21 protein-coding genes are annotated in these 21,963 nt (G+C 61.4%); 8 read left to right on the top strand and 13 right to left on the bottom strand.

Features of this window, described 5'->3' with window-relative positions; translation table 11 throughout:
* Positions 1-2: 2 nt before the first annotated feature.
* A complete protein-coding gene (locus V1475_RS08530) occupies positions 3-494 on the bottom strand; it encodes a GNAT family N-acetyltransferase (RefSeq protein ID WP_434288583.1) in 492 nt (163 codons plus the stop codon).
* A gap of 105 nt (positions 495-599) precedes the next feature.
* Between V1475_RS08530 and V1475_RS08525 the strand changes: the two genes are divergently transcribed.
* The gene (locus V1475_RS08525) at positions 600-1,184 is read left to right on the top strand and encodes a flavin reductase family protein (protein ID WP_479412403.1); all 585 of its coding nucleotides are present in this window, start codon (positions 600-602) and stop codon (positions 1,182-1,184) included.
* A 97-nt stretch (positions 1,185-1,281) separates the two neighbouring features.
* On the opposite strand, the gene V1475_RS08520 is transcribed toward V1475_RS08525, so the two are convergent.
* Complete coding sequence (locus V1475_RS08520) at positions 1,282-2,892, bottom strand: SulP family inorganic anion transporter (protein WP_479412402.1); 1,611 nt, start codon at positions 2,890-2,892, stop codon at positions 1,282-1,284.
* A gap of 140 nt (positions 2,893-3,032) precedes the next feature.
* Between V1475_RS08520 and V1475_RS08515 the strand changes: the two genes are divergently transcribed.
* From V1475_RS08515 to V1475_RS08500, 4 genes are all read left to right on the top strand, one after another.
* Positions 3,033-4,064, top strand: a complete 1,032-nt coding sequence (locus V1475_RS08515) for a leucine-rich repeat domain-containing protein (RefSeq protein ID WP_479412401.1) — start codon at positions 3,033-3,035, stop codon at positions 4,062-4,064.
* A gap of 65 nt (positions 4,065-4,129) precedes the next feature.
* Entirely contained in the window at positions 4,130-5,011 is an 882-nt protein-coding gene (locus tag V1475_RS08510) for an S-methyl-5'-thioadenosine phosphorylase (protein ID WP_479412400.1), read from the top strand.
* 4 nt (positions 5,012-5,015) lie between these two features.
* A complete protein-coding gene (locus V1475_RS08505) occupies positions 5,016-5,645 on the top strand; it encodes a LysE family translocator (RefSeq protein ID WP_479412399.1) in 630 nt (209 codons plus the stop codon).
* 25 nt (positions 5,646-5,670) lie between these two features.
* Complete coding sequence (locus tag V1475_RS08500) at positions 5,671-6,201, top strand: adenine phosphoribosyltransferase (RefSeq protein ID WP_479412398.1); 531 nt, start codon at positions 5,671-5,673, stop codon at positions 6,199-6,201.
* A 242-nt stretch (positions 6,202-6,443) separates the two neighbouring features.
* Here the strand turns inward: V1475_RS08500 and V1475_RS08495 are convergent, their stop codons facing one another.
* From V1475_RS08495 to coxB, 10 genes are all read right to left on the bottom strand, one after another.
* Positions 6,444-7,856, bottom strand: coding sequence for an FAD-binding oxidoreductase (locus V1475_RS08495; protein ID WP_479412397.1), 1,413 nt, complete (start codon positions 7,854-7,856; stop codon positions 6,444-6,446).
* 128 nt (positions 7,857-7,984) lie between these two features.
* Positions 7,985-8,575, bottom strand: a complete 591-nt coding sequence (locus tag V1475_RS08490) for a GNAT family N-acetyltransferase (RefSeq protein ID WP_434288592.1) — start codon at positions 8,573-8,575, stop codon at positions 7,985-7,987.
* Entirely contained in the window at positions 8,575-9,834 is a 1,260-nt protein-coding gene (locus V1475_RS08485; RefSeq protein ID WP_434288593.1) for a M16 family metallopeptidase, read from the bottom strand. The genes V1475_RS08490 and V1475_RS08485 overlap by 1 nt, the downstream gene beginning before the upstream one ends.
* Positions 9,831-11,213 carry a threonine synthase gene (thrC, locus tag V1475_RS08480; RefSeq protein ID WP_479412396.1) on the bottom strand — a complete coding sequence of 461 codons (1,383 nt, stop codon included), beginning with the start codon at positions 11,211-11,213 and terminating at the stop codon, positions 9,831-9,833. Before thrC ends, V1475_RS08485 begins: the two co-directional genes overlap by 4 nt.
* 12 nt (positions 11,214-11,225) lie before the next feature.
* Positions 11,226-11,894 (bottom strand): SURF1 family protein, encoded by a 669-nt coding sequence (locus V1475_RS08475; protein WP_479412395.1) that lies wholly within the window; start codon positions 11,892-11,894, stop codon positions 11,226-11,228.
* Positions 11,895-11,967: 73 nt separating this feature from the next.
* The gene (locus tag V1475_RS08470; protein WP_066710188.1) at positions 11,968-12,771 is read right to left on the bottom strand and encodes a cytochrome c oxidase subunit 3; all 804 of its coding nucleotides are present in this window, start codon (positions 12,769-12,771) and stop codon (positions 11,968-11,970) included.
* A gap of 36 nt (positions 12,772-12,807) precedes the next feature.
* A complete protein-coding gene (locus V1475_RS08465; protein WP_479412394.1) occupies positions 12,808-13,389 on the bottom strand; it encodes a cytochrome c oxidase assembly protein in 582 nt (193 codons plus the stop codon).
* Complete coding sequence (locus V1475_RS08460; RefSeq protein ID WP_066710179.1) at positions 13,389-13,550, bottom strand: cytochrome C oxidase assembly protein; 162 nt, start codon at positions 13,548-13,550, stop codon at positions 13,389-13,391. Before V1475_RS08460 ends, V1475_RS08465 begins: the two co-directional genes overlap by 1 nt.
* A gap of 1 nt (position 13,551) precedes the next feature.
* Positions 13,552-14,502, bottom strand: a complete 951-nt coding sequence (gene cyoE, locus V1475_RS08455; protein ID WP_479412393.1) for a heme o synthase — start codon at positions 14,500-14,502, stop codon at positions 13,552-13,554.
* Positions 14,503-14,611: 109 nt separating this feature from the next.
* Positions 14,612-15,487: a cytochrome c oxidase subunit II gene (gene coxB / locus V1475_RS08450; RefSeq protein ID WP_479412392.1), complete on the bottom strand. Its 876-nt coding sequence runs from the start codon at positions 15,485-15,487 to the stop codon at positions 14,612-14,614.
* A 193-nt stretch (positions 15,488-15,680) separates the two neighbouring features.
* On the opposite strand from coxB, the gene tldD reads away from it, so the two are divergent.
* Positions 15,681-17,102, top strand: a complete 1,422-nt coding sequence (tldD, locus tag V1475_RS08445; protein ID WP_479412391.1) for a metalloprotease TldD — start codon at positions 15,681-15,683, stop codon at positions 17,100-17,102.
* Between the two features lie 204 nt (positions 17,103-17,306).
* A complete protein-coding gene (dprA, locus tag V1475_RS08440) occupies positions 17,307-18,455 on the top strand; it encodes a DNA-processing protein DprA (protein WP_479412390.1) in 1,149 nt (382 codons plus the stop codon).
* A gap of 87 nt (positions 18,456-18,542) precedes the next feature.
* Here the strand turns inward: dprA and V1475_RS08435 are convergent, their stop codons facing one another.
* A complete protein-coding gene (locus V1475_RS08435; RefSeq protein WP_479412389.1) occupies positions 18,543-19,004 on the bottom strand; it encodes a hypothetical protein in 462 nt (153 codons plus the stop codon).
* A gap of 153 nt (positions 19,005-19,157) precedes the next feature.
* On the opposite strand from V1475_RS08435, the gene topA reads away from it, so the two are divergent.
* Positions 19,158-21,920: a type I DNA topoisomerase gene (topA, locus tag V1475_RS08430; protein ID WP_479412388.1), complete on the top strand. Its 2,763-nt coding sequence runs from the start codon at positions 19,158-19,160 to the stop codon at positions 21,918-21,920.
* The last annotated feature ends 43 nt before the right edge of the window (positions 21,921-21,963 follow it).

The raw sequence follows: 21,963 nt of genomic DNA, 5'->3' as shown, positions 1-21,963 counted from the left end.
GATCAGTCGTCCTTGTGGACAAGCCCCTCGACCCCGTCCCAGGCTCCGGGACGCAACGCGACGCCCAAAACCCGGTCGGGGTTCGTGGGCGGCGGCATCTGGACATGGTCGAGCTTCTCAAAGCCAAAACGATTGTAATAGGGCGCATCGCCCACCAACATCACCCGGTCCCAGCCCAGACGCACCGCCTCCGCCATCGACTCGGTCATCAACATGCCGCCAAGCCCCTCGCCCTGCCGCGTCGGGTGCACAGCCACGGGGCCAAGCAGAAGCGCACGGTGCTCCCCCGCCCCGATGCGGATCGGCCAGAACCGAATCGCGGCGGCCAGAACGCCGTTTTCATCGCGGGCAATGAGACAGAGATCCTGAACCTTCGGCACGCCGTCGCGCAGGCGATAAGACGACAAAAGCTCGCGTCCGGGGGCAAAACAGGTGTCATAGAGGGCTTCGACCTCCCACCAATCCGCGTCCGTTTCCACGTCGAGCTTGTACACATCCGCCTCATTTCTCGCCGCAGGGCTTGCAGCCTGCTGGTTTTGCTCGAAATCCTGCTAGCACGACGCTACATGAGGGGCAACGCGAAGAAGAGGTCCCGCACAATGTTCTACCGCCCCAAAGACGGCCATGGCCTGCCACACAACCCGTTCAACGCCATCGTGTCGCCCCGCCCCATCGGCTGGATCTCCACCCGCTCCGCGAGCGGACATGAAAACCTCGCGCCCTATTCCTTCTTCAACGCCGTCGCCTATATCCCGCCGCAGGTGATGTTCTCCACCGTCGGCGCCAAGGACTCGTTGCGCAACCTCCGGGAAACCGGCGAATTCTGCGTCAACCTCGTGGGCGCGAACCAGATCGCGGTGATGAACGCCTCCTCCGAGGCACTCGGTTTCGAGGAGGACGAATTCGCCCATTCCGGCGCGCTCCGCGCCCCCTGCCGCGACATCGCCTGTTCCCGTGTCGAGGACGCACCGGCCTCTCTGGAATGCAAGGTGACCCAGATCGTGCCACTCGAAGGCAAGGACAATTTCGCGATTTTCGGCGAGGTCGTCGGCATCCACATGCGCGAGGATTGCGTCATCGACGGGCGGTTCGATGTCGTCCACGCCCGGATGCTGTCGCGCCTCGGCTATCGCGATTACGCCGAGATCACCGAAGTGTTCGAACTGACGCGCCCGAATGATTAATCCCCAATGACGGAGTTTGTCTGAGTATTTTTCCAGCAAAGGAAACGCATAAGGGGCCACCAGGGCCCCTTTTCTTGTCTTTATCGAATATTCGGGCTCAGTGCCCGGCGCCCAACACCCCGGTGCGCACCGAGTAGTCGGTGGCGACCTCGTAATCCGGGTCGTCGTCGCTGTCGATCATCAGATGACCCGCGTTTTTCAACAACCGGTGACAGTCGCGCGACAGGTGGCGCAGTTGGATTTCCTTGCCCTGCGCCTCATATTTCGCGGCCAAGCTTTCGATCGCGTTGAGCGCGGATTGATCCGCCACCCGGCTGTCGCCGAAATCGACGATCACCATGGCCGGGTCATGTGCGGGGTCAAACATCTCAAGAAAGCCTTCGACCGAGCCGAAAAACAGCGGGCCCTGGATCTGATAGACCTTCGCCCCTTCCGGCGTCTCATAGGTTTTGGCATGGATGCGCGAGGCGTTCTGCCACGCGTAGGCCAGCGCCGAGACGATCACCCCCACGATCACGGCGACCGCGAGGTCTTCGAACACGGTCACGACGGTCACGAGCACGATGACAAACGCGTCCACCCGCGGCACCTTGCGCATGACGTTGAACGAGTTCCACGCAAAGGTGCCGATCACCACCATGAACATCACACCCACGAGGGCCGCGAGCGGAATTTGTTCGATCAGCGGGCTGGCGACCACGATGAAGAGCAACAGGAACACCGCCGCCGTGATGCCCGCAAGCCGCGTGCGTCCGCCGGATTTCACGTTGATCATCGACTGGCCGATCATGGCGCAACCGCCCATGCCGCCGAAAAAGCCGGTGACGACATTGGCCGTGCCCTGCGCCACGCATTCCTGCGACACGCCGCCCCGCTCGCCCTTGATCTCTCCCACGAGGTTGAGGGTCAGAAGACTCTCAATGAGGCCCACAGCCGCGCCGATCAGCGCATAGGGGAAGATGATCTTGAGCGTCGCGACAAAGCTGTCCATGCTCTCGAACATCGGCACGGCAGGGATATGGAACTGCGGCAGCCCGCCCTTGATCGTCGCCATATCGCCGACGCGCGGCACGTCGATGCCAAAGGCAATCACCACACCTGCGGTGACCAGAATACCCGCCAGCGGTGCCGGGATGATCGAGGTGACTTTCGGCAGGAAATGCACCACCGCCATGGTCAGACCGACCAGCGCCAGCATGATCATCAGAGGCAGACCGGACATATAATGATCCGTCCCCGGCTCTTTGAATTGCGTCATCTGAGCCAGGAAAATCACGATGGCGAGGCCATTGACGAAGCCCAGCATCACCGGATGCGGCACAAGGCGGATGAATTTGCCGAGCCGGAAAATCCCTGCGAGGATTTGCAGGATGCCCATGAGCACGACGGTCGCGAACAGGTACTCGACCCCATGCTGCGCCACGAGGCTCACCAAAACCACGGCAATCGCCCCCGTGGCCCCGGAAATCATCCCCGGCCGCCCACCGATCAGCGCCGTGATCAGCCCCATGAGGAAAGCGGCATAGAGACCCACCAGCGGGTTCACCCCCGCGACAAAGGCAAAGGCCACCGCCTCCGGCACCAGCGCCAAAGCGACGGTCAACCCCGACAGCAGGTCGGTTTTGATTTGTTTCGGCGTCAGTGGATAGGAGGGCGAGGAGGTAATGGAGAGGTTCTTCGCAAAACTTGCGAGCGCGGATTGGATCACGGGAGGCCCCCAGATGTCAGGATTTGTGCGGTTATCGGCTCTATAACGGCTTTGCTGCGTTTGCGAAAGGTTCAGAAGCATCTTGTTCCCCGAGCACCGAGCGTGTCAGGTTTCACCTAGATATTCTCATGGTGTTTCAAATGAAGTTTTTTACCTCTCCCAACCGGTTGACCGATGCCTCGGCACAAGAGATCGCGACACGCCTCCCGGAAATGTCTCAAACACACCACGTCACGGTCCAGTTTTCCAAACCTCCCGCACCCGATGCGCTTGAAGTCGTGGAGAGTTTTGCACGCCAAGCCGCTATAGACTTTACCCTGCGTTTCTACAGCTACTATCCGACAGAGCATTTCGATGCGCACCTGCTTAGGAAAACGCCGTCAGTGCGCAAGATCTGCCTCGACTGTTTTCAGACCATCGACGGGTTCGAGGCGCTCATTGAGCGAGACCCGCTCGAAAAACTCACGCTCGGAGCTTACAAAACCTGCCCAAGGGACTTGCTGGGGCAGATGGATAGCTCCTGCATGACTGGGCTTCATATCGGCGAAATCGAGAAGCCGAGGATGGACCTCGCACCTCTCGCGAATTTTCAACGGCTCACCGAACTGACCATTGGGAAACACACGGACGGCTTTGAGGCGATTTCCGCGATACCGAACCTGAAACAACTACGTCTCTCGCCCACCAAAAACGGACACTACACCACGCTCCGCAATGCGCCGGCCCTTGAAGAGTTGGAGTTCCTCTTGGGAAGCGCCGACAACTTCAATGCACTCTCCCATACCAAATTGAAAAAACTGTCCCTCATCCGTGTCCGAGGCGTTTCAGATTTGGGAGATTTGAGCCGTTTTCCCGGTCTGACAGAGCTCCAGATCGAAGATCAGGCGAGGCTCAGAGAGATACGGTTTGGGCCAGACAACACGTCGATCAGGAAAATCCTTATCTACAACTGCAAATCACTTGAGCACTTGGAGGGTTTGGAGCATCTGTCGCAATTGGAAGGCATATCCATTGGCCGCACAGCACTGAACCTCGACACTATTGAAAACGGCCAGCTCCCAGTCTCACTGAAAACCTTGCAGCTCTTCAGCGGACGAAACCGCGACGACGATGCGCGGCAAGCACGGATTGAAGCCAGAGGCTTACGAAGTATTCCCTTTTGGCAATTGTAAGATATCCCCCTTGCGCGCCCCGCCTCAGCGCCGCAAGGTTGGGCCGAACAGCATAGGAGACGGGCATGGCGGAGCAACAGCGTGTAATCGGCGTGATGGGCGGCTCTGGCGTCTATGAGATCGACGGGCTGGAGGAGGCCACATGGCAGGCCGTCTCGACCCCGTGGGGCGATCCCTCCGACGCGCTTCTGACCGGCACGCTTGAGGGCGTCAAAATGGTCTTCCTGCCCCGTCACGGACGCGGCCATGTCCATTCGCCCTCCACCGTCAATTACCGCGCCAATATCGATGCGATGAAACAGCTGGGTGTCACCGATCTTTTCTCCGTCTCCGCCGTCGGATCGTTCCGCGAGGAAATGGCCCCCGGCGATTTCGTCATCGTCGATCAGTTCATCGACCGGACGTTTGCGCGCGAAAAGAGCTTCTTCGGCACCGGCTGCGTCGCGCATGTTTCCGTCGCCCACCCGGTCTGCGAACGCCTGTCCGGCATCGCCTACGAGGCCGCGCGCTCCACGGGCGTCACGGTTCATATGGGCGGCACATATCTCGCCATGGAAGGGCCGCAGTTCTCCTCCATGGCCGAAAGCAAGATGTACCGGGACTGGGGGTGCGACGTGATCGGCATGACCAATATGCCGGAGGCCAAACTCGCCCGCGAAGCCGAAATTTGCTACGCCTCCATCGCCATGGTCACCGATTACGACAGCTGGCACCCGGACCACGGCGCGGTGCAGATCACCGACATTCTCAAGACGCTGAAGGCCAACACGGAACACGCCAAATCCCTCGTCGCGGCACTCCCCGAGCTTTTGGGCGGCGCTTATGAGCCCTGCCCCTTCGGCTGCGACCGCGCGCTGGACTATGCGATCATGACCGCGCCAGACAAACGCGATCCGGCGATGATCGAGAAACTGGCGACCGTCGCAGGTCGTGTTCTGAAAGGATAACCCGATGCCCTTCGACCTTTGGCTGGCCTTTGTCGCCGCCTCCACCGCGCTTTTGATGATCCCCGGCCCGACGATCCTTCTGGTGCTGTCCTACGCCCTCACCCAGGGCAAACGCGTCGCCGTTGCCACCGCTCTGGGCGTCGCACTTGGCGATTTCGTCGCCATGACCGCCTCGCTTCTGGGGCTGGGCGCGCTGGTGATGGCCTCGGCCACCGCCTTTACCGCCCTCAAATGGGTCGGCGCCATCTACCTTTTCTACCTCGGCTTCAAGATGCTGAAATCCGCCCCCCACGCCACGCTCGGCACGGTCGAACAGATGGGCCATGTCAGCTCGAAACAGGTGTTCACCCATGCCGCTGCGGTCACCGCGCTGAACCCGAAATCCATCGGCTTCTTCATCGCCTTCGTGCCGCAGTTCATCACGCCCTCCGCGCCCATCGCGCCCCAGTTCACCGTGCTGATCGCGACCTTCGTCACCCTCGCCACCCTCAATGCGCTGGCCTATGCGCTCCTCGCCAATCGTATGCGCCAACGCATCCAGCGCCCGCGTGCCCTGCGCAATATGACCCGCGCGGGCGGTATCGCGCTCCTCGGCATGGGGGCCTTGACCGCCACGCTGCGCCGCACCACCTGACAGAGCCTGAAAAAAGAGAACGACCATGAAAACCGTCAAGGATTACATCCGCACCATCGTCGATTTCCCGCACGAGGGCATCCTGTTCCGCGATGTCACCACGCTCTTTGCCGATCCGCGCGGCATGCGGCTTGCCATCGACCAGGTGCTCGATCCTTACGTCGGCCAGCGCATCGACAAGGTGGTCGGCCTCGAAGCCCGCGGTTTCATCATCGGCGGCGCCATCGCGCATCAGCTCTCCATCGGCTTCGTGCCCATTCGTAAAAAGGGCAAACTGCCGGGTGCTGTGATCTCCGAAGAGTACACGCTCGAATATGGCGAGGCCGTGGTCGAGATCCATGACGACGCGATCCAGCCCGGCGAGAAAATCCTCGTGGTCGACGATCTTCTCGCCACCGGCGGCACCGCAGAGGCCGGGATCAAACTGGTCGAACGTCTGGGCGGCGAAATCGTCGGCTGCGCCTTCATCATCGACCTGCCGGACCTCGGCGGTCGCAAACGTCTGGAAGATCTCGGCTACGACATCCACGCCCTCTGCCAATTCGAAGGGCTTTAAACGCTTTCGTAAGGAATCGAACATAAAGCTGTGCCTGTTCCGAGGAGCCGGAACGCTGTCTGCACCACATGTGAGCACTCACATCCCGCGCCCTGATCGCCCCCCGGTCAGGGCGCTTTTCTCTGTGCGCTTTTCTGTGCGCCCTTCCCTACATCAACCTTAATCAGATGAACCTTAACGCGACCTCAGAGAGTCATCCAAGCGGACATCGGGCTTTCTGATGGCTGAAATACTCAGCCCCCTTAGCCCCGCAAAACCGCGCCCGGATTCATGATCCCCTTCGGATCGAGCGCCGCCTTGATCGCCCGCATCGCTGACAATTTTGCCGGATCGCCATAGCGCTCCAGATCTTCGGCCTTGAGCCGTCCAACGCCATGCTCGGCCGAAAACGACCCGTCGTATTCCGCGACCAGATCATGCACCACGCGCTTCACCTCGGCCCGAATGTTCTCATATTCCGACCGGTCCCGCCCCTTTGCCGGAAACACGTTGTAATGCAGGTTGCCGTCCCCCAGATGGCCAAAGGCATTCACCCGCACATCGCCCAGTGTCGAAAGCCGCTCAATCCCCTCCGGGATGAACGCCGCAATCCTTGAGAGCGGAATGGAAATATCATGCGACGAGATCGACCCGATCCGCTTGTTGCCCTCGGGGATCGTCTCCCGCAGCGTCCAGAATTCTTGCCGCTGCGCCTCGCTCCCCGCGATCACCCCGTCACTCACCAACCCCGCCTCGAAGGCGCGCTCAAACAGTGTGGCGAGCATCTCGTCCGGGTCGGATGCGCCCGAGACGCCCAGATCCATGAACACACACCAGTCGGGCCGCGTCTCAAACGGCTGGCGAATCTCGGGCACGGTTTCGGCCAAGAACTCCAGCCCCATGCCAGAGATCAGCTCAAAGGCCGAGATTCCCTCCCCGGCAATCCCCTGTGCCATGTTCAAAAGCTCCAGCGCCGCCGCCGGAGACGGCACCACAAGGATCGCCGCAGCCATGCGCTCCGGCCTTGGGAACAACCGCAGCGCCGCAGCGGTGATCACGCCCAGCGTCCCCTCCGCCCCGATCAGAAGGTTGCGGATGTCATAGCCCGTGTTGTCCTTGCGCAGCCGTTTCAGCCCGTGAAAAATCTGCCCATCCGGCAGCACGGCCTCAATGCCAAGGCACAGCTCGCGGGCATTGCCATAGCGCAGCACATTGAGCCCGCCCGCGTTGGTCGAGAGATTCCCCCCGATCCGGCAGGTCCCCTCCGCGCCCAAGGAGAGCGGAAAGAGCCGCCCCGCCTCTTCCGCCGCGGTCTGCACATCGGCCAAAATCGCCCCGGCTTCCGCGACGATCATGTTCTCCTGCGGATAGACCGCGCGAATTTGGGTCATCCGCTCCAGCGACAGAACCACCGGCGCCGGCCCCTCATGGGCGATCTGACCAAGGACCAATCCGGTGCCGCCGCCCAATGGCACGATGCCCACGCCTGCCTCGTGGCAAAGCCGCACCACGGTGGCGACCTCTTCGACCGTCTTCGGACAAGCGATCGCTGCGGCCTGCCCGTGATAGCGCCCGCGCGGGTCTTCCAACTCGCCGGGACGCCGCTCGCGCAGCGTGCCGGGCGGCAGGGCCGCATCAAGCCGGTCGAGAAATTCGGGTGTGGCGGGTTGGGTCATCGGGAACTCCTTTCCCCCGGATGTAGCTCAAAGCGGCTCACACGGAAAGAAGCAGCGCCCGCGCAAGGGGTCCGACAAAAGTCCGACAGAAATCCGACGCTTTGCCGACAGAGGTTTCAGCGCCGCAATCAGGCCAGCCCGACATCCGTCGGCCCGCGCCGGTCGTGCCGCAGAGAGGAATAAAGCACATGGTTGCGCCAGCGCCCGTTGATCTGCAAATACGCCTGCGCAACGCCTTCGTATTTGAACCCGGCCTTCTCCAAAGCCCCCCGCGAGGCGGCGTTTTCCGGCAGACAGGCCGCCTCGATCCGGCTCAGATCGAGCCTGGTGAAGGCATGATGCACCACCGCCGCAATGGCCTCTTTCATATATCCCTGACGGGCGTAACGCGCGCCGATCCAATAGCCGATGGTCCCCGCCTGTGCAGGCCCCCGCCGGATGTTATCCAGCGTCAGCGCCCCCACCAAAGCCTCGTCGTCGCGGCGGAACAGAAACACCGGCAAGCCGGTGTCCGCCTTATAGGTCCGCTCCGCCCAGAAGACGCGATTGGTAAAGGCCTTGCGCGTCAGATGATCCGCCGCCCAGGTCGGCTCCCAGGGCTGCAAAAAGTCGCGGCTTTCCGCCCGCAACGCCGCCCAAGCGCGGTAATCGGCATGTTGCGGCAGGCGTAGGACCATGCGCTCCGTGTCGATCTTCACCTTGAGACGGCGCTTGAGCATCAGGCCGCGAACCTTTCGCGCAGATGCTCAAGTTCGGGCGCGGCTTTGACCGGGCCGTAAAGCGCCATGGAGGCCTTACCCATACCGGTTTTCACAAGGAATTCCCGCACGTTATCCACCGTCACCGCATTGATCCGCTCGACGGTTTCCTCAAGCGCCGGGATGCGTCCCCAGATGCCGATCATCCGCGCATTGCGCTCGGCGCGCGACGACGGGCTTTCCAGCCCCATCAGCAATCCGGCCTTGATCTGCGCCCGCGCACGATCCACTTCCACGAGTGTCATCTCTTCGGCGGCGCGTTTCATCTCGTCGATTGTGACTTCCGCCAGATCCTTGATCTGATCGCCCGACGTGCCCGCATAAATCGTGGTCAGGCCGGTGTCGGAATAGGCCCCGGATTGCGCGTAGATCGTATAGCAAAGACCGCGCTTTTCGCGCAGCTCCTGGAACAGGCGCGACGACATGCCGCCGCCCAGCGCGGTGGTCGCGGTCTGGGCGATATAGATGTCCTCGTCGCGGTAGGCTGGACCTTCGAACGCGAGCGTAAAATGCGCCTGTTCGAGTTTCTTGACCTTGCGATATTGGCCGCCTTCGAAAATCGCCGGATCGGCATGATCGCGACCATGCGGTTTGAGCCCGCCGAAAATCTCTTCGGCCTCGGCGACGATCCGGTCGTGGTCGATATTGCCCGCAGCCGACAACACCATGCGCTCGGGGCTGTAATGCTCTTCGACAAACCCTGCGAGATCGTCGCGCGTGAAACTCCGCACCCGCTCGGCAGGGCCCAAAATGGTCCGGCCCAGCGCCTGTTTCGGGAAGGTTGCCTCCTGCAACCAATCGAAAATCACATCGTCCGGCGTATCGAGCGCCTGCCCGATTTCCGACAGGATCACACCGCGCTCGAGCTCCAACTCTTTCGGATCGAAAATCGGATTGAGAACGATGTCCCCGATCACATCGAGCGCCAGAGACACGTCGTCTTTGAGCACCCGCGCGTAATAGGCCGTGACCTCGCGCGAGGTGTAAGCGTTGAGATACCCGCCCACGTTTTCAAGCACTTCGGCGATTTCCAGCGGCGTGCGGCGATGCGTACCTTTGAAGGCCATATGTTCGAGAAAATGCGCAATGCCGTTTTGTTCGAGCCGCTCATGCCGCCCGCCCGCCATGACCCAGACGCCGATGGAGGCCGACTGCATCGAGGGCTGAAGCTCGGTGACGATGCGAAACCCGTTGGGCAGGGTGTGAATGCGCGGGCTCAAGCAAGACGCTCCTTGATCAGGGTTTTCAGCCCTTCGAGATCGTTCGGGACAACCGTAAAGCGCTCGTCGCGCTCGAACAGGTCGGCCATATGCGGCGGCAGCGCCGGGTGGATGCCACAGGCGGCTTCTACGGCGGCGGGGAATTTCGCCGGATGTGCGGTGGAAAGCGAAATCATCGGCACGTCCGAGAGGTTCTCTTCGCCAACCTTGACGGCCACAGCCGTATGCGGGCAGAGCACTTCTCCGGTGCGCGCATACATGTCGGTGATCGTCGCCATGGTCTCGTTCTCCGACGCCCGCCCCGAGGTAAAAGTCTCGCGCAGGCGATCCATCGCGCCTTGGGAAATCGCGAAAGAGCCGGATTTCAGCTCGGTCATCAGCTGGGCAATCGCGGCGCCTTCCCGGTCATAGACATCGAACAGCGCACGTTCGAAATTCGACGACACCTGAATGTCCATCGAGGGCGAAATCGAGGGCGTCACCCCCTCTTTCGTATAGGCGCCGGTCACCATGGTGCGGTGCAGAATGTCGTTCTGGTTCGTCGCGATCACCAGCTTGTCGATCGGCAGCCCCATGCGTTTCGCGATGTAGCCCGCGAAAATATCCCCGAAATTGCCGGTCGGCACAGTGAAGGACACTTTGCGATGCGGCGCGCCGAGCGAGACGGCGGAGGTGAAATAATACACCACCTGCGCCAGCACCCGCGCCCAGTTGATCGAGTTGACGGCCGCGAGTTTGACGCCCTCGCGGAAGTCGTGATCGGCGAACATCTCTTTCAGCGCGGCTTGGCAATCGTCGAAATCGCCCTCGACGGCCAGCGCATGAACATTGGCCTCCGGCGGCGTCGTCATCTGGCGACGCTGCACATCGGACACCCGACCATGCGGGAAAAGAATGAAGACATCGACGTTGGACAGGCCTTTGAACGCCTCAATCGCGGCGGAGCCGGTATCGCCGGAGGTCGCCCCGACGATGGTCACATGTTTGCCGGAGCGCGAGAGCGCGGCCTGAAACAGCTGGCCGATCAGTTGCATGGCGAAATCCTTGAACGCCAGCGTCGGGCCGTGGAACAGCTCCAAAAGGAAATGGTTCGGCCCCAACTGCACCAAAGGCGCGCGGGCGTCATGTTTGAACCCGGCGTAAGCCTTGGCGATGATCTCTTTGAATTCCGCATCCGTGAACGTGTCGCCGATGAACGGCTTCATCACAAGGAAGGCGACCTCTTCATAAGACAGCCCCGCAAACCCGGCGATCTCCGCCTCGGTGAGAGTCGGAATGGTCTCGGGCACATAAAGCCCGCCGTCGGAGGCAAGGCCCGTCAGCATGGCCTCTTCAAAGTTCAGCACCGGCGCTTGGCCACGGGTGGAAATGTAACGCATGTGTTCCGCTCGTCAGATTGTTCGCGCCCTGATACGCCACAGGAGGAAAAGAGTCATCCCCAACCAGACAAGGCAAAGCGAAAACCATGTGATCGCGTATTGTAGATGATCGTTCGGGATGCCTTCGATCCCCACAGGCATCGGATCGATCCCCTCCCCCGTGCTTTCACGCGCGACGATCAGCACGGGTTCCGTGTCCAGTGCATCCGCCATCGCCGGAATGTCGCGGCCAAACCAGATGTTGCGCCCCATGTCCGGCGCGGGTGTGGAACTGTTCATATCGTCCGGCCAATGCAGATTGCCGATCACCGTTGCGGGACCGCCGCCACGCGGCGCGTTTTTGCCCCCCTCCGGCACGAAACCGCGATCCAGAAGCACGCGCCGCCCGTCTACCGTGGTGAAGGGGGCGATGATCAGATAGCCCGCACCCACCTGTTTGCGCGATACGAGGACATGCAGTTCGTCCGTCCCGATCTCTCCCGAGGCCATGACCGGCAGGTATTTCATCGACGGATCGATCTCCAGGGGCAGAGAAACCGGCGCGGCGTCGATCTTCGCTTCGATCTCCGCCAGAACGCCCTGTTTCCACTCCAGCCGCTTGAGCTGCCATGTGCCGAGCGCAATCAGGATCGCACAGCCCAAGACCCCGATCAGCAGGGGAAAGATCATCCGTTTGAGCATAGCCTCTCCAGTGAAAAAGGGCGCGACGCGCCCTTCTCATGAGGTTTTCCGATGGTCCAAATACTCAGGAGCCTTACTGTCCCCAAATATAGACCACGACGAAGAGGAAAAGCCACACCACGTCGACGAAGTGCCAATACCACGCGGCGGCTTCGAACCCGACATGGTTCTCCGGCGTGAAATCGCCCTTCATCGCCCGCACCAGACAGACGGTCAGGAAAATCGTGCCGATGATGACGTGGAACCCGTGGAACCCGGTCGCCATGAAGAACGAGCCATAGAAGAAATCGCCGCCGAACGTGTAGCCCTCATGGACGAAAAGCTCGTAATATTCATAGGCTTGGAAGATGGTGAACGCCGCGCCGAGACCGATGCCGAGCGCCAGCCCCGCGACGATGTCCTTGCGGATATTGCCATGCACCAGCGCATGGTGCGCCCAGGTCACGGCAGCCCCCGAACACAACAGGATCAGCGTATTGAGAAGCGGCAGGTGGAACGCCTCGATCGGCACGATCTCGGGTTTGACATACTCCGTCCCGGAATAGGTATACATCGGATAGAGCGCGTTCTTGAAAAACGCCCAGAACCACGCGGCGAAGAACATCACCTCCGACATGATGAACAGGATGAAGCCATAGCGCAGCCCGATCCGCACCACCGGTGTGTGATCGCCCACCGCGTTCTCGCGGATCGTATCGCCCCACCAGGACCACATCACGTAAAGCGTGCCGATCAGCCCGACGAAAAACAGCCAGGGCATGTCGTTGGCCATCCACATCACCGCCCCGAAGAGCATGATGAAGGCCGCAACCGCCGCCATCAGCGGCCAGGGCGACGGCGGAAGGATGTGGTAATCGTGGTTCTTTTCATGCGCCATGTGAGTACGTCCTCTCCCTTGGATGCCCGTTCGGGCTTAGTTCAGACTCGTGTCCGAAGACCCGCCGACATCCAGCGCGGCATAGTCCTCGGGCAGGTCCGTTTCGTGAAATGTGTAGGACAGGGTTATGCGATGCACGAATCTGGCATCCCTGTCGGTGGTGATCTCGGGATCGACATAGAAGGTCACCGGCATGAGCACCCGCTCGCCCGGTTGCAACACCTGTTCGGTGAAACAGAAACAGTCGATCTTGGTGAAAAACCCGCCCGCCTCGAAGGGCGCGACATTATAGGACGCCGTGCCGGCAACGACCCGGTCGGTCGGATTGTAGGCCTCGTAAAACGCCAGCCCCGTCTCGCCGATGCGCAGCTCCATCGTGTTGACCACGGGCTTGAAATGCCACGGCATATCCGGGTCGGTGTTGGCATCGAAGCGGATCTTGATGGTCTCGTCGAGGATCACGTCCGATCCCGTTTCGGCCACATCGACCGTGCCGCCAAACCCCGTGACCGCGCAGAACCAGCTGTAGAACGGCACGGAGGCCCAAGCGAGCGCGCCCATGACGGTGACGACACCGAGCAGTTTCACAACCGTTTTCTGCGGGGCCCTGAGTGGCATCAGCGCGACGCCTCCTGCGCGAAATGCGCCGGATCAAGCACGGTGACCTTCACCACCGTCAGCCCCATCAGCAGGACAACGAAAGCGCCCAACACGAGGCCGAGCCCAACGTTGCGGGAGCGGCGGCGGTCGTGAATTTCGTGAAGTTTGGTGATCGCCATGTCAGAACGGTCCTCCGAAACCGAAAGAAAACAGCGCCTTATCCACCATCAACGCCATGAAATGCAGGAAGGTGTAGGCAAGCGAAAGTTTGAAGAATGCCTTTTCGGCCCTGTAGCCGTCGGCCTCCGCCACCGTCTCATCGCGGCGCCAGAGCGCAATGGCGCCTTTGACGAAGAGCGCGTTCATCACCACCGCAACCACGAGATACGACCAGCCCGCCAGAGGTGTTGCGAACATCGCCGCCGAGAACCCGGCGAGCAGGATCGTGTAGACGAGGATGTGATTGCGGGTCGCGCGCTTGCCATGGGTGACGGTCAGCATCGGCACACGCGCCTTATCGTAATCCGCGTTCATAAACAGCGCCAGCGACCAGAAATGCGGCGGCGTCCACATGAAGATCAGCATGAACATCAGAACCGACGACAGGGTCATGTCTCCGGTCACCGCCGCCCAACCGATCATCGGCGGAAACGCCCCGGCGGCCCCGCCGATGACGATGTTCTGCGGCGTGCGGCGTTTCAGCCCCATGGTGTAGACGACGACGTAGAAGAAGATGGTAAAGGCCAAAAGCGCCGCCGCCACCCAGTTGGTCGCCAGCCAGAGCATGACCACCGCAAAAGTCGACAGCGTCAACCCGAGCCCCAACGCCTCCTCGCGCGTCACCTTGCCCGCCGGGATCGGGCGCGACTGTGTGCGTTTCATCACCCGGTCGATGTCGCTGTCATACCACATGTTGAGCGCGCCGGAGGCGCCGCCGCCAATGGCGATGCAGAGGATCGCGAAAAAGCCGACAAACGGATGCAGCCCGCCGGGGGCCACGATCAGACCGGCAAAGGCGGTAAAGACGACAAGCGACATGACCCGCGGCTTCAAAAGCGCGAGGTAATCGCCAAAACCGGCTTCCCGGCTGTCGTCCCGACCGCTTTCCAGACTGATCGTCACATCCGTCATCGCGTGTTCTCCTCCCTGTGCACCGCGGGTTTTGCCTCTGTCGGCGCATATTGTGCGTGGGTCTTTCGATGGGGCGATTACCCGCCCTCACCGGTATTTTGACGCAAGATTACTCGGCAGAGGCCAGCTTGATCGCCGCAGGCGCAGTGTCATTGGCGGCATAAAGCTCCTTCGCCTCCACCAGCCAGGCGTCATATTCGTCCTGCGTCACCACCTGCACGGTGATTGGCATGAAGGCGTGATCCTTGCCGCACAGCTCCGAACACTGGCCAAAGAACGTCCCGGTCTTCTCCGGTTTGAACCACAGCTCGGCCACCCGCCCCGGCACGGCGTCCTGTTTCACGCCAAAGGCCGGGATGGTCCAACTGTGGATCACATCCGCGCCGGTCACCCCCATGACGATGGTCTTGCCCACTGGCACCACCACCCGTGTATCGGTCGCCAGAAGATAGAGATCGTCACTGTAGCCATTCGCCGCAAGCTCCTCACGCGGCAGAAGGAAGCTGTCGAAGGCGATACCCTCATCGACATAATCATAGCCCCAGAACCACTGATAGCCCGTCACCTTGATGTAGATGTCGCCATCCGGGATTTCCTGTTGCTTGAACAGCACCGGAAGCGAGAAGGCGCCAATCACCACGAGGATCAGGATCGGAATCAGCGTCCACGCCACCTCGATCGGCGTGTTGTGCGTAAACTTGGCAGGCGTTTTGTTGGCGCGGCTGTTGTAGCGGACGATCACCCAGAGGATCAGCCCTGCGACAAAAAGGACAATGGCCGTGATGATCACGAGGATCATATGGTCCAACCCCTGAAGGTCGCGTGCCAATTCGGTCGCGGCCGGCTGAAAGCCCATCTTGCCGTTGACCGGCGCCCCAAGAAGCTCGCCTTCCTGGGCCATCCCTGCAATGGGGGCGACCATGGCACTGAGCATGGTTGCGAAAAAAGTGGCCGCGGAAACCGGCCATTTGGCGTGTGTGCGCATTTTTCCTCCCTTTGACGCAATGGAACCTGATGCGGAACGTCATGCGGCGTTTTCTCCGCAGCCCCGGTATTCCGGGTGCTTTTTCATTGAGTCTGCTTTAACAGAAACCATATTAGTCGCATTGGAACAAGAATTTCCGTGCCATGCCGCGCGCGGTTTGCGCTTGAACCCCATGCAACCAAGGAGAATATCCGTGACCTCGGGACGTTTCGATCCGTTCAACACCAGCCTCGACCTTGAAACCGCCTTGACGATTCTGCGCGGAGCCGTGGCGGGCGCGGACGACGGCGAGCTGTTTCTGGAGCGCCGCACCTCCGAGGGTCTCGTGCTCGACGATGGACGCATCCGCACCGCCTCCTACGACGCGTCCGAGGGTTTCGGGCTGCGTGCCGTGCGGGGCGAGACCGCCGGTTACGCCCATTCCACCGAAATGTCAGAGGCTGCGATTCGCCGTGCCTCCGAGACCGCGCGCCTCGCGGTGGGGGACGGCGGCGGCACCCTGGCCGAGCCCCCGCGCGCCACGAATGTCAAACTCTACACCGACGAGAACCCGCTCGACGGCGCGGCCTTCGAGGTCAAAATCGACACGCTCAAGGAGATCGACGCCTATCTGCGCGATCTCGATCCCCGCGTGGTTCAGGTCACCGCCTCCCTCGCCGCCTCGCATCAGGAGGTCTATATCCTGCGCCCCGAGGGCGGGTTGGTGTCCGATGTGCGCCCGATGGCGCGGCTGTCGATCTCCGTCATCGTCGAGCATGCCGGACGCCGGGAAAGCGGCAATGCAGGCGGCGGCGGGCGCTTTGGCCTCACAGGTCTGATCGCCCCCGATCACTGGAAAGGTGTGGCGCGCGAAGCGCTGCGCATCGCGGTCGTGAACCTCGACGCCGTGCCTGCACCCGCCGGCGTGATGGACGTCGCACTTGGGCCGGGCTGGCCGGGGGTCTTGCTGCACGAGGCCGTCGGCCATGGGCTCGAAGGCGATTTCAACCGCAAGAAAACCTCCGCTTTTGCGGGCCTGATGGGGCAACAGGTGGCTGCCAAAGGCGTGACCATTCTCGATGACGGCACGATCCCGGACCGGCGCGGCTCGATTTCGGTCGACGACGAAGGGACGCCCTCGGGCAAGACGGTTCTGATCGAAGACGGCATTCTCGTCGGCTATATGCAGGACCGCCAGAACGCGCGTCTCATGGGGGTGAAACCCACCGGCAACGGGCGGCGCGAAAGCTACGCGCACCCGCCGATGCCGCGCATGACCAACACGTACATGCTGGGCGGCGACATGGCCCCCGATGAGATTCTCTCGGGCATGGATGATGGCATCTACGCTGTCGGCTTCTCCGGTGGGCAGGTCGACATCACCAACGGCAAATTCGTGTTCAATTGCACCGAGGCCTACCGCGTCGAAAAAGGCCGTGTCGGCGCCCCCGTCAAAGGCGCCACCCTGATCGGCGACGGCGCAACCGCGATGAAACATGTGCGCGCCATCGGCAATGACATGGCGCTCGATCCGGGCGTGGGCAATTGCGGCAAGGCCGGGCAATGGGTGCCGGTGGGGGTCGGGCAGCCAACTCTGTTGATCGGCGGGCTGACAGTCGGCGGTTCGGGCACCTGAGACCTTTTGCAAATTTGAAAGAGGAGCGCGCTGTTCAGCCTTAACAAAGCTGAACAGAACGCGCGTTTTTGCTTTGCCATCAGGGGCAAGGTGTAAAAAATATCGTTCAACGGGGTTAAAAGGCGAAGTTTCCGCAATTTGGTAACCGCTCATTAACCATTTTAAGGGATTCTAAGGGGGCAAGAGACGGAGAGAGTTGGTTCATTGGATTTCATCCCTTCCCACCACCCCCTCACCCCACCCCACACCGTGGAAGATCGGGCCGACTGGCTCCGGCTCTTGCGCTCCAGACGCGTCGGCGTCAGTACGTTTTACCGGCTGATGCGGGAACATGGCTCCGCCCGCGCCGCCCTTGAGACCCTCCCCCAAATCGCCAGAAACGCTGGTGTTGCTGAATACCAGATTTGCCCCCAAGGCGTGATCGAGGCCGAGCTGCGCGCCGCGCGCAAGACAGGCGCCCGGCTGATCCTGCGCACGGATGACGATTACCCGGCACTCCTCGCCCTGATCGAAGACGCGCCGCCCGCACTTTGGGTCAAGGGCGATCTGTCGCTGTTCGAACGCCCCGCGCTGGCCATTGTCGGCGCGCGCAATGCCTCCTCTCTCGGCACACGCTTTGCCCGCACTCTGTCGCGCGAGCTGGGCGCAGAAGGCTTCGCCATCGCCTCCGGCCTTGCCCGCGGCATCGACGCCAGCGCCCATGAGGCGGCATTGGACACCGGGACCATCGCCGTTCTGGCGGGCGGTCTCGACGAGATTTACCCAGCCGAGAACACCGCGCTCTATCATTCCATCGCCGAACAGGGCCTGCTGATCTCCGAGCAGCCCTTTGGTATGAAACCCTTTGCCCGGCATTTCCCGATGCGCAACCGCATCGTTTCCGGTCTTTCCCACGCCACCATCGTGGTGGAGGCTGCCGCACGCTCCGGCTCGCTTCTCACGGCGGGCAACGCCCTCGATCAGGGGCGGGAGGTCATGGCGGTGCCCGGTCATCCTTTCGATGCGCGCTCCGCCGGGTGCAATATTCTCCTGCGTGACGGCGCCACGCTCATTCGCAGTGCACGCGATGTGATCGACGCGCTCGCGGTCGCCTCGCCTCTGGCCCAGACCGCGATGGAAACGCCGGACATGGCCATTCCCGTCCCGGAGGCCCCGCAGGAGAGCCGCAACCTCGCCGATCATGCCGCGCTCCACAGGGAAATCCTCGCCCGGCTCGCGGGCGCGCCCCTGCCCGAAGACGATCTGATCCGCGACATCGGCCTCGCCGCCGACCGGGTCAGCTCGGAAATACTCAATCTCGAACTGGAAGGCCGGATTTTCCGCAAACCCGGCGGGCTGCTGGCGCTGGGTTAAAGCGTTGCAAGCGCTTCACACTCAATCCGTGTTTCAGATTAATGCGAAACGTGTCAGGAACACCCGCCAGCGCCGATGGCATTCTCGTCACTCCAGGGGACAGTAGCCGTGCAAAACGACCGGAAAAGCGCTGCAATAGGGGTCGCGGGCAAACCAGACATCCGTCGCGCCGATGCTGTGATCGACCACAGCCCATTGATCGCCCTCGCGGATCAGAAAGGCGATGACATCAAGCCCGCCAACCTCCTCGAAGTAAGACGCATCCTCGCCGAAATAGCGCACCATGGGGGTCTCGGCGACATGGATCGCACCGCCGCCCGGACGCTCTGGTGCCAGCATGGCAAAGGCATGATCGCCGCTCGCGCGCAATTGACGCACCACGAACTCGACCGGGCGTCCCAGTTGCCATTCGACAACCGGCCGGATCGCATTCATCAACTGCGCGCGTTCCACCGTGCCACGCGCCGGTTCGTGCCAGTTCTGGGCAAATCCGAGCGAGGGCAGGATCATCGTCGCCATCGCTACGGCCCATCGTCTCATCTGTCTCATCCGCCCCACTCCATACTCATAAACCTGCCCGATCCTCGCGCATTCGGACCCGAGGGGAAACAATAATCCCGTCCATGCATTGACAATCCGGCCTCCCTCAGCCCATTTTCCGCCGCCATAAGACCCCCCGTTTCAGAATCCTAAGGACGTTCCATGCCCGTTGTTGTCGTCGAATCCCCCGCAAAGGCCAAAACGATCAACAAATATCTCGGCAAGGATTACACCGTTCTGGCCTCCTACGGTCACGTCCGCGACCTTCCGGCCAAGGATGGCTCGGTCGATCCGGATCAGGATTTCGACATGACATGGGAGATCGGCGCGGACAGTCGCAAACATGTCAAGGCCATCGCCGACGCGTTGAAAGACGACGACGCATTGATCCTCGCCACCGACCCCGATCGCGAGGGGGAGGCGATTTCGTGGCACTTGCAAGAGGCGCTGACCAAGCGCAAGGCGATCAAGAAAACCACCGCCGTGTCGCGCGTGACCTTCAATGCGATCACCAAGCCCGCCATTCTCGAAGCCATGAAACATCCGCGTCAGGTCGACGTGCCGCTGGTCGACGCCTATCTGGCGCGCCGGGCGTTGGACTATCTTGTGGGCTTCAACCTCTCGCCGGTCTTGTGGCGCAAACTGCCGGGCGCGCGCTCGGCGGGGCGTGTGCAATCGGTGTGCCTGCGTCTCATCGTCGAGCGCGAGATGGAGATCGAGGCGTTCAATCCGCAGGAATACTGGTCGGTCAAGGCGATGCTTGAGACGCCCCGCGGGCAGACATTCGAAGCGCGTTTGACCCAGCTTTCGGGCAAAAAGCTCGACAAATTCGATCTCAAGGACCGGATGCGCGCCGAAATGGCCGTTCAGGCCGTGTCGTCCCGCGCGCTCAAGGTCATCTCGGTCGAGGCGAAACCCGCCTCCCGCAATCCGTCTGCGCCCTTCATGACCTCGACGCTCCAGCAAGAGGCCAGCCGCAAATTCGGCATGGGCGCGCGCCAGACGATGAACGCGGCGCAGCGGCTTTATGAGGCCGGGCTGATCACCTATATGCGGACCGACGGCATCGACATGGCGCCCGAAGCCGTGACGCAGGCCCGCGATGCGATCAAATCGCGCTATGGCGACAAATACGTGCCCGCCTCGCCGCGCATCTACAAGAACAAGGCAAAAAACGCGCAGGAAGCCCACGAATGTATCCGCCCGACGGATATGTTTGCCGCGCCCGACAGCGTGAAACTGACCGATTCCGATCAGCGCAAGCTGTACGATCTGATCTGGAAACGCACGATTGCCTGCCAGATGGAAGGCGCGAAACTCGAACGCACCACGGTCGACATCGCCTCCGACGACCACGAAGTCGTGCTGCGCGCCACCGGTCAGGTCGTGGTGTTCGACGGCTTCATGGCGGTCTACACCGAAGGTCGCGACGATGTGGACGAGGATGACGAAGGCCGTCTGCCGCAGATCATGCAAGATGAAGTGCTAACTACCTGCTCTGCCGATAATTACATACCGCGCTTTGTGCAGCTGAGTGATGGCACTGAAGAAACAAAAACTCCGCCTGATGACAGTACTAAGAGCTACTGGCTGAAGAGCGAGCATGCAATTTTGTGGGGCGATGGGGCAATAATGGCTGAGCAGCACCACACCAACCCGCCGCCGCGCTATACCGAGGCCACTTTGGTCAAACGGATGGAAGAACTGGGCATCGGGCGCCCGTCTACTTACGCCTCCGTGCTTTCCACGATTGTCGACCGCGAATATGTCCGCAAGGAACAAAACCGCCTGATCCCCGAGGACAAGGGCCGGATCGTCACGATCTTCCTGATGAATTTCTTCCGCAAATACGTCGGTTACGAATTCACCGCGAACCTCGAAGAACAGCTCGACGAAATTTCGGCGGGCGATATGGATTACAAGGATGTGCTGGCCCGGTTCTGGCGCGATTTCCACGCCGCCATCGAGGAAACCAGCGAGCTGCGCATCTCCGAAGTGCTTGATAAACTTGACGAAGCCTTGGCTCCGCAGCTTTACCCACCGCGAGAGGACGGCACCGATCCGCGCATTTGTCCGAAATGCGGTCAGGGCTCTCTGCACCTCAAAACCTCGCGCACCGGCGGGTTTGTCGGTTGTTCGAACTATCCGGACTGCACCTACACGCGTCCCATCGCGGGCGAAGGGGCCGAGGGCGACGAGCGCGTGTTGGGCGAAGACAATGGCGACGAGATCTGGCTGAAATCCGGGCGTTTCGGCCCCTATGTTCAGCGCGGCGAACCGACGCCCGAAAACAAAAAGCCGCCCCGCGCCTCCCTGCCGAAAGGCTGGTCGAAGGACGATATGGACTTGGAAAAAGCGCTGACGCTTTTGAACCTGCCGCGCGAGATCGGCGCGTACGAAGGCGCGATGATCTCCGCCAATTTCGGGCGCTTCGGCCCCTATCTGATGCATCAGTTGCCCGATGAGGCCAAACCGGTTTACGCCAATCTCAAGGACCCGAACGACGTGTTCGAGATCGGCATGAACCGCGCGGTCGAGATGATCACCGAGAAGCGCAACAATCCGGGGCGCGGACGCTCTGCGGCGGCGAAACCGCTCAAGGAATTGGGCGAGCATCCGGATGGCGGGCCGGTGAGCGTCATGGAAGGACGCTATGGTCCCTATGTGAAATGGGAGAAGGTCAACGCGACCCTGCCGAAGGACATCAAGCCCGAAGAGCTGAGCATGGAACAGGCGGTGGAGTTGATCGCGGAGAAAGCCGCGAAGAGCGGCAAGAAAACCGCCGCCAAAAAGACCCCCGCGAAAAAGCCGACGGCCAAGAAACCGGCCGCGAAGAAAGCAGCCCCGAAAAAGACGGCGGCGAAAACATCCGCGACGAAAAAGAAAATCGCAAATGCCGATGACGATCCGGTCATCGAGGGCTGAGGCTCAGGACCATGAAACAGAAAGGGCGCCTCTGAGCGCCCTT

It is taken from the genome of Celeribacter sp. SCSIO 80838 (genome assembly GCF_056498065.1).
Note: the sequence above shows the minus strand (reverse complement) of the source record. Positions and strands in the feature narration are given on the sequence as shown.

Coding starts and splice junctions, on each gene's coding strand:
- V1475_RS08525 (WP_479412403.1), top strand. CDS start 600: ATGTTCTACCGCCCCAAAGACGGCCATGGCCTGCCACACAACCCGTTC.
- V1475_RS08515 (WP_479412401.1), top strand. CDS start 3,033: ATGAAGTTTTTTACCTCTCCCAACCGGTTGACCGATGCCTCGGCACAA.
- V1475_RS08510 (WP_479412400.1), top strand. CDS start 4,130: ATGGCGGAGCAACAGCGTGTAATCGGCGTGATGGGCGGCTCTGGCGTC.
- V1475_RS08505 (WP_479412399.1), top strand. CDS start 5,016: ATGCCCTTCGACCTTTGGCTGGCCTTTGTCGCCGCCTCCACCGCGCTT.
- V1475_RS08500 (WP_479412398.1), top strand. CDS start 5,671: ATGAAAACCGTCAAGGATTACATCCGCACCATCGTCGATTTCCCGCAC.
- V1475_RS08495 (WP_479412397.1), bottom strand. CDS start 7,856: ATGACCCAACCCGCCACACCCGAATTTCTCGACCGGCTTGATGCGGCC.
- V1475_RS08490 (WP_434288592.1), bottom strand. CDS start 8,575: ATGCTCAAGCGCCGTCTCAAGGTGAAGATCGACACGGAGCGCATGGTC.
- thrC (WP_479412396.1), bottom strand. CDS start 11,213: ATGCGTTACATTTCCACCCGTGGCCAAGCGCCGGTGCTGAACTTTGAA.
- V1475_RS08475 (WP_479412395.1), bottom strand. CDS start 11,894: ATGCTCAAACGGATGATCTTTCCCCTGCTGATCGGGGTCTTGGGCTGT.
- V1475_RS08470 (WP_066710188.1), bottom strand. CDS start 12,771: ATGGCGCATGAAAAGAACCACGATTACCACATCCTTCCGCCGTCGCCC.
- V1475_RS08465 (WP_479412394.1), bottom strand. CDS start 13,389: ATGCCACTCAGGGCCCCGCAGAAAACGGTTGTGAAACTGCTCGGTGTC.
- V1475_RS08460 (WP_066710179.1), bottom strand. CDS start 13,550: ATGGCGATCACCAAACTTCACGAAATTCACGACCGCCGCCGCTCCCGC.
- cyoE (WP_479412393.1), bottom strand. CDS start 14,502: ATGACGGATGTGACGATCAGTCTGGAAAGCGGTCGGGACGACAGCCGG.
- coxB (WP_479412392.1), bottom strand. CDS start 15,487: ATGCGCACACACGCCAAATGGCCGGTTTCCGCGGCCACTTTTTTCGCA.
- V1475_RS08435 (WP_479412389.1), bottom strand. CDS start 19,004: ATGAGACAGATGAGACGATGGGCCGTAGCGATGGCGACGATGATCCTG.
- topA (WP_479412388.1), top strand. CDS start 19,158: ATGCCCGTTGTTGTCGTCGAATCCCCCGCAAAGGCCAAAACGATCAAC.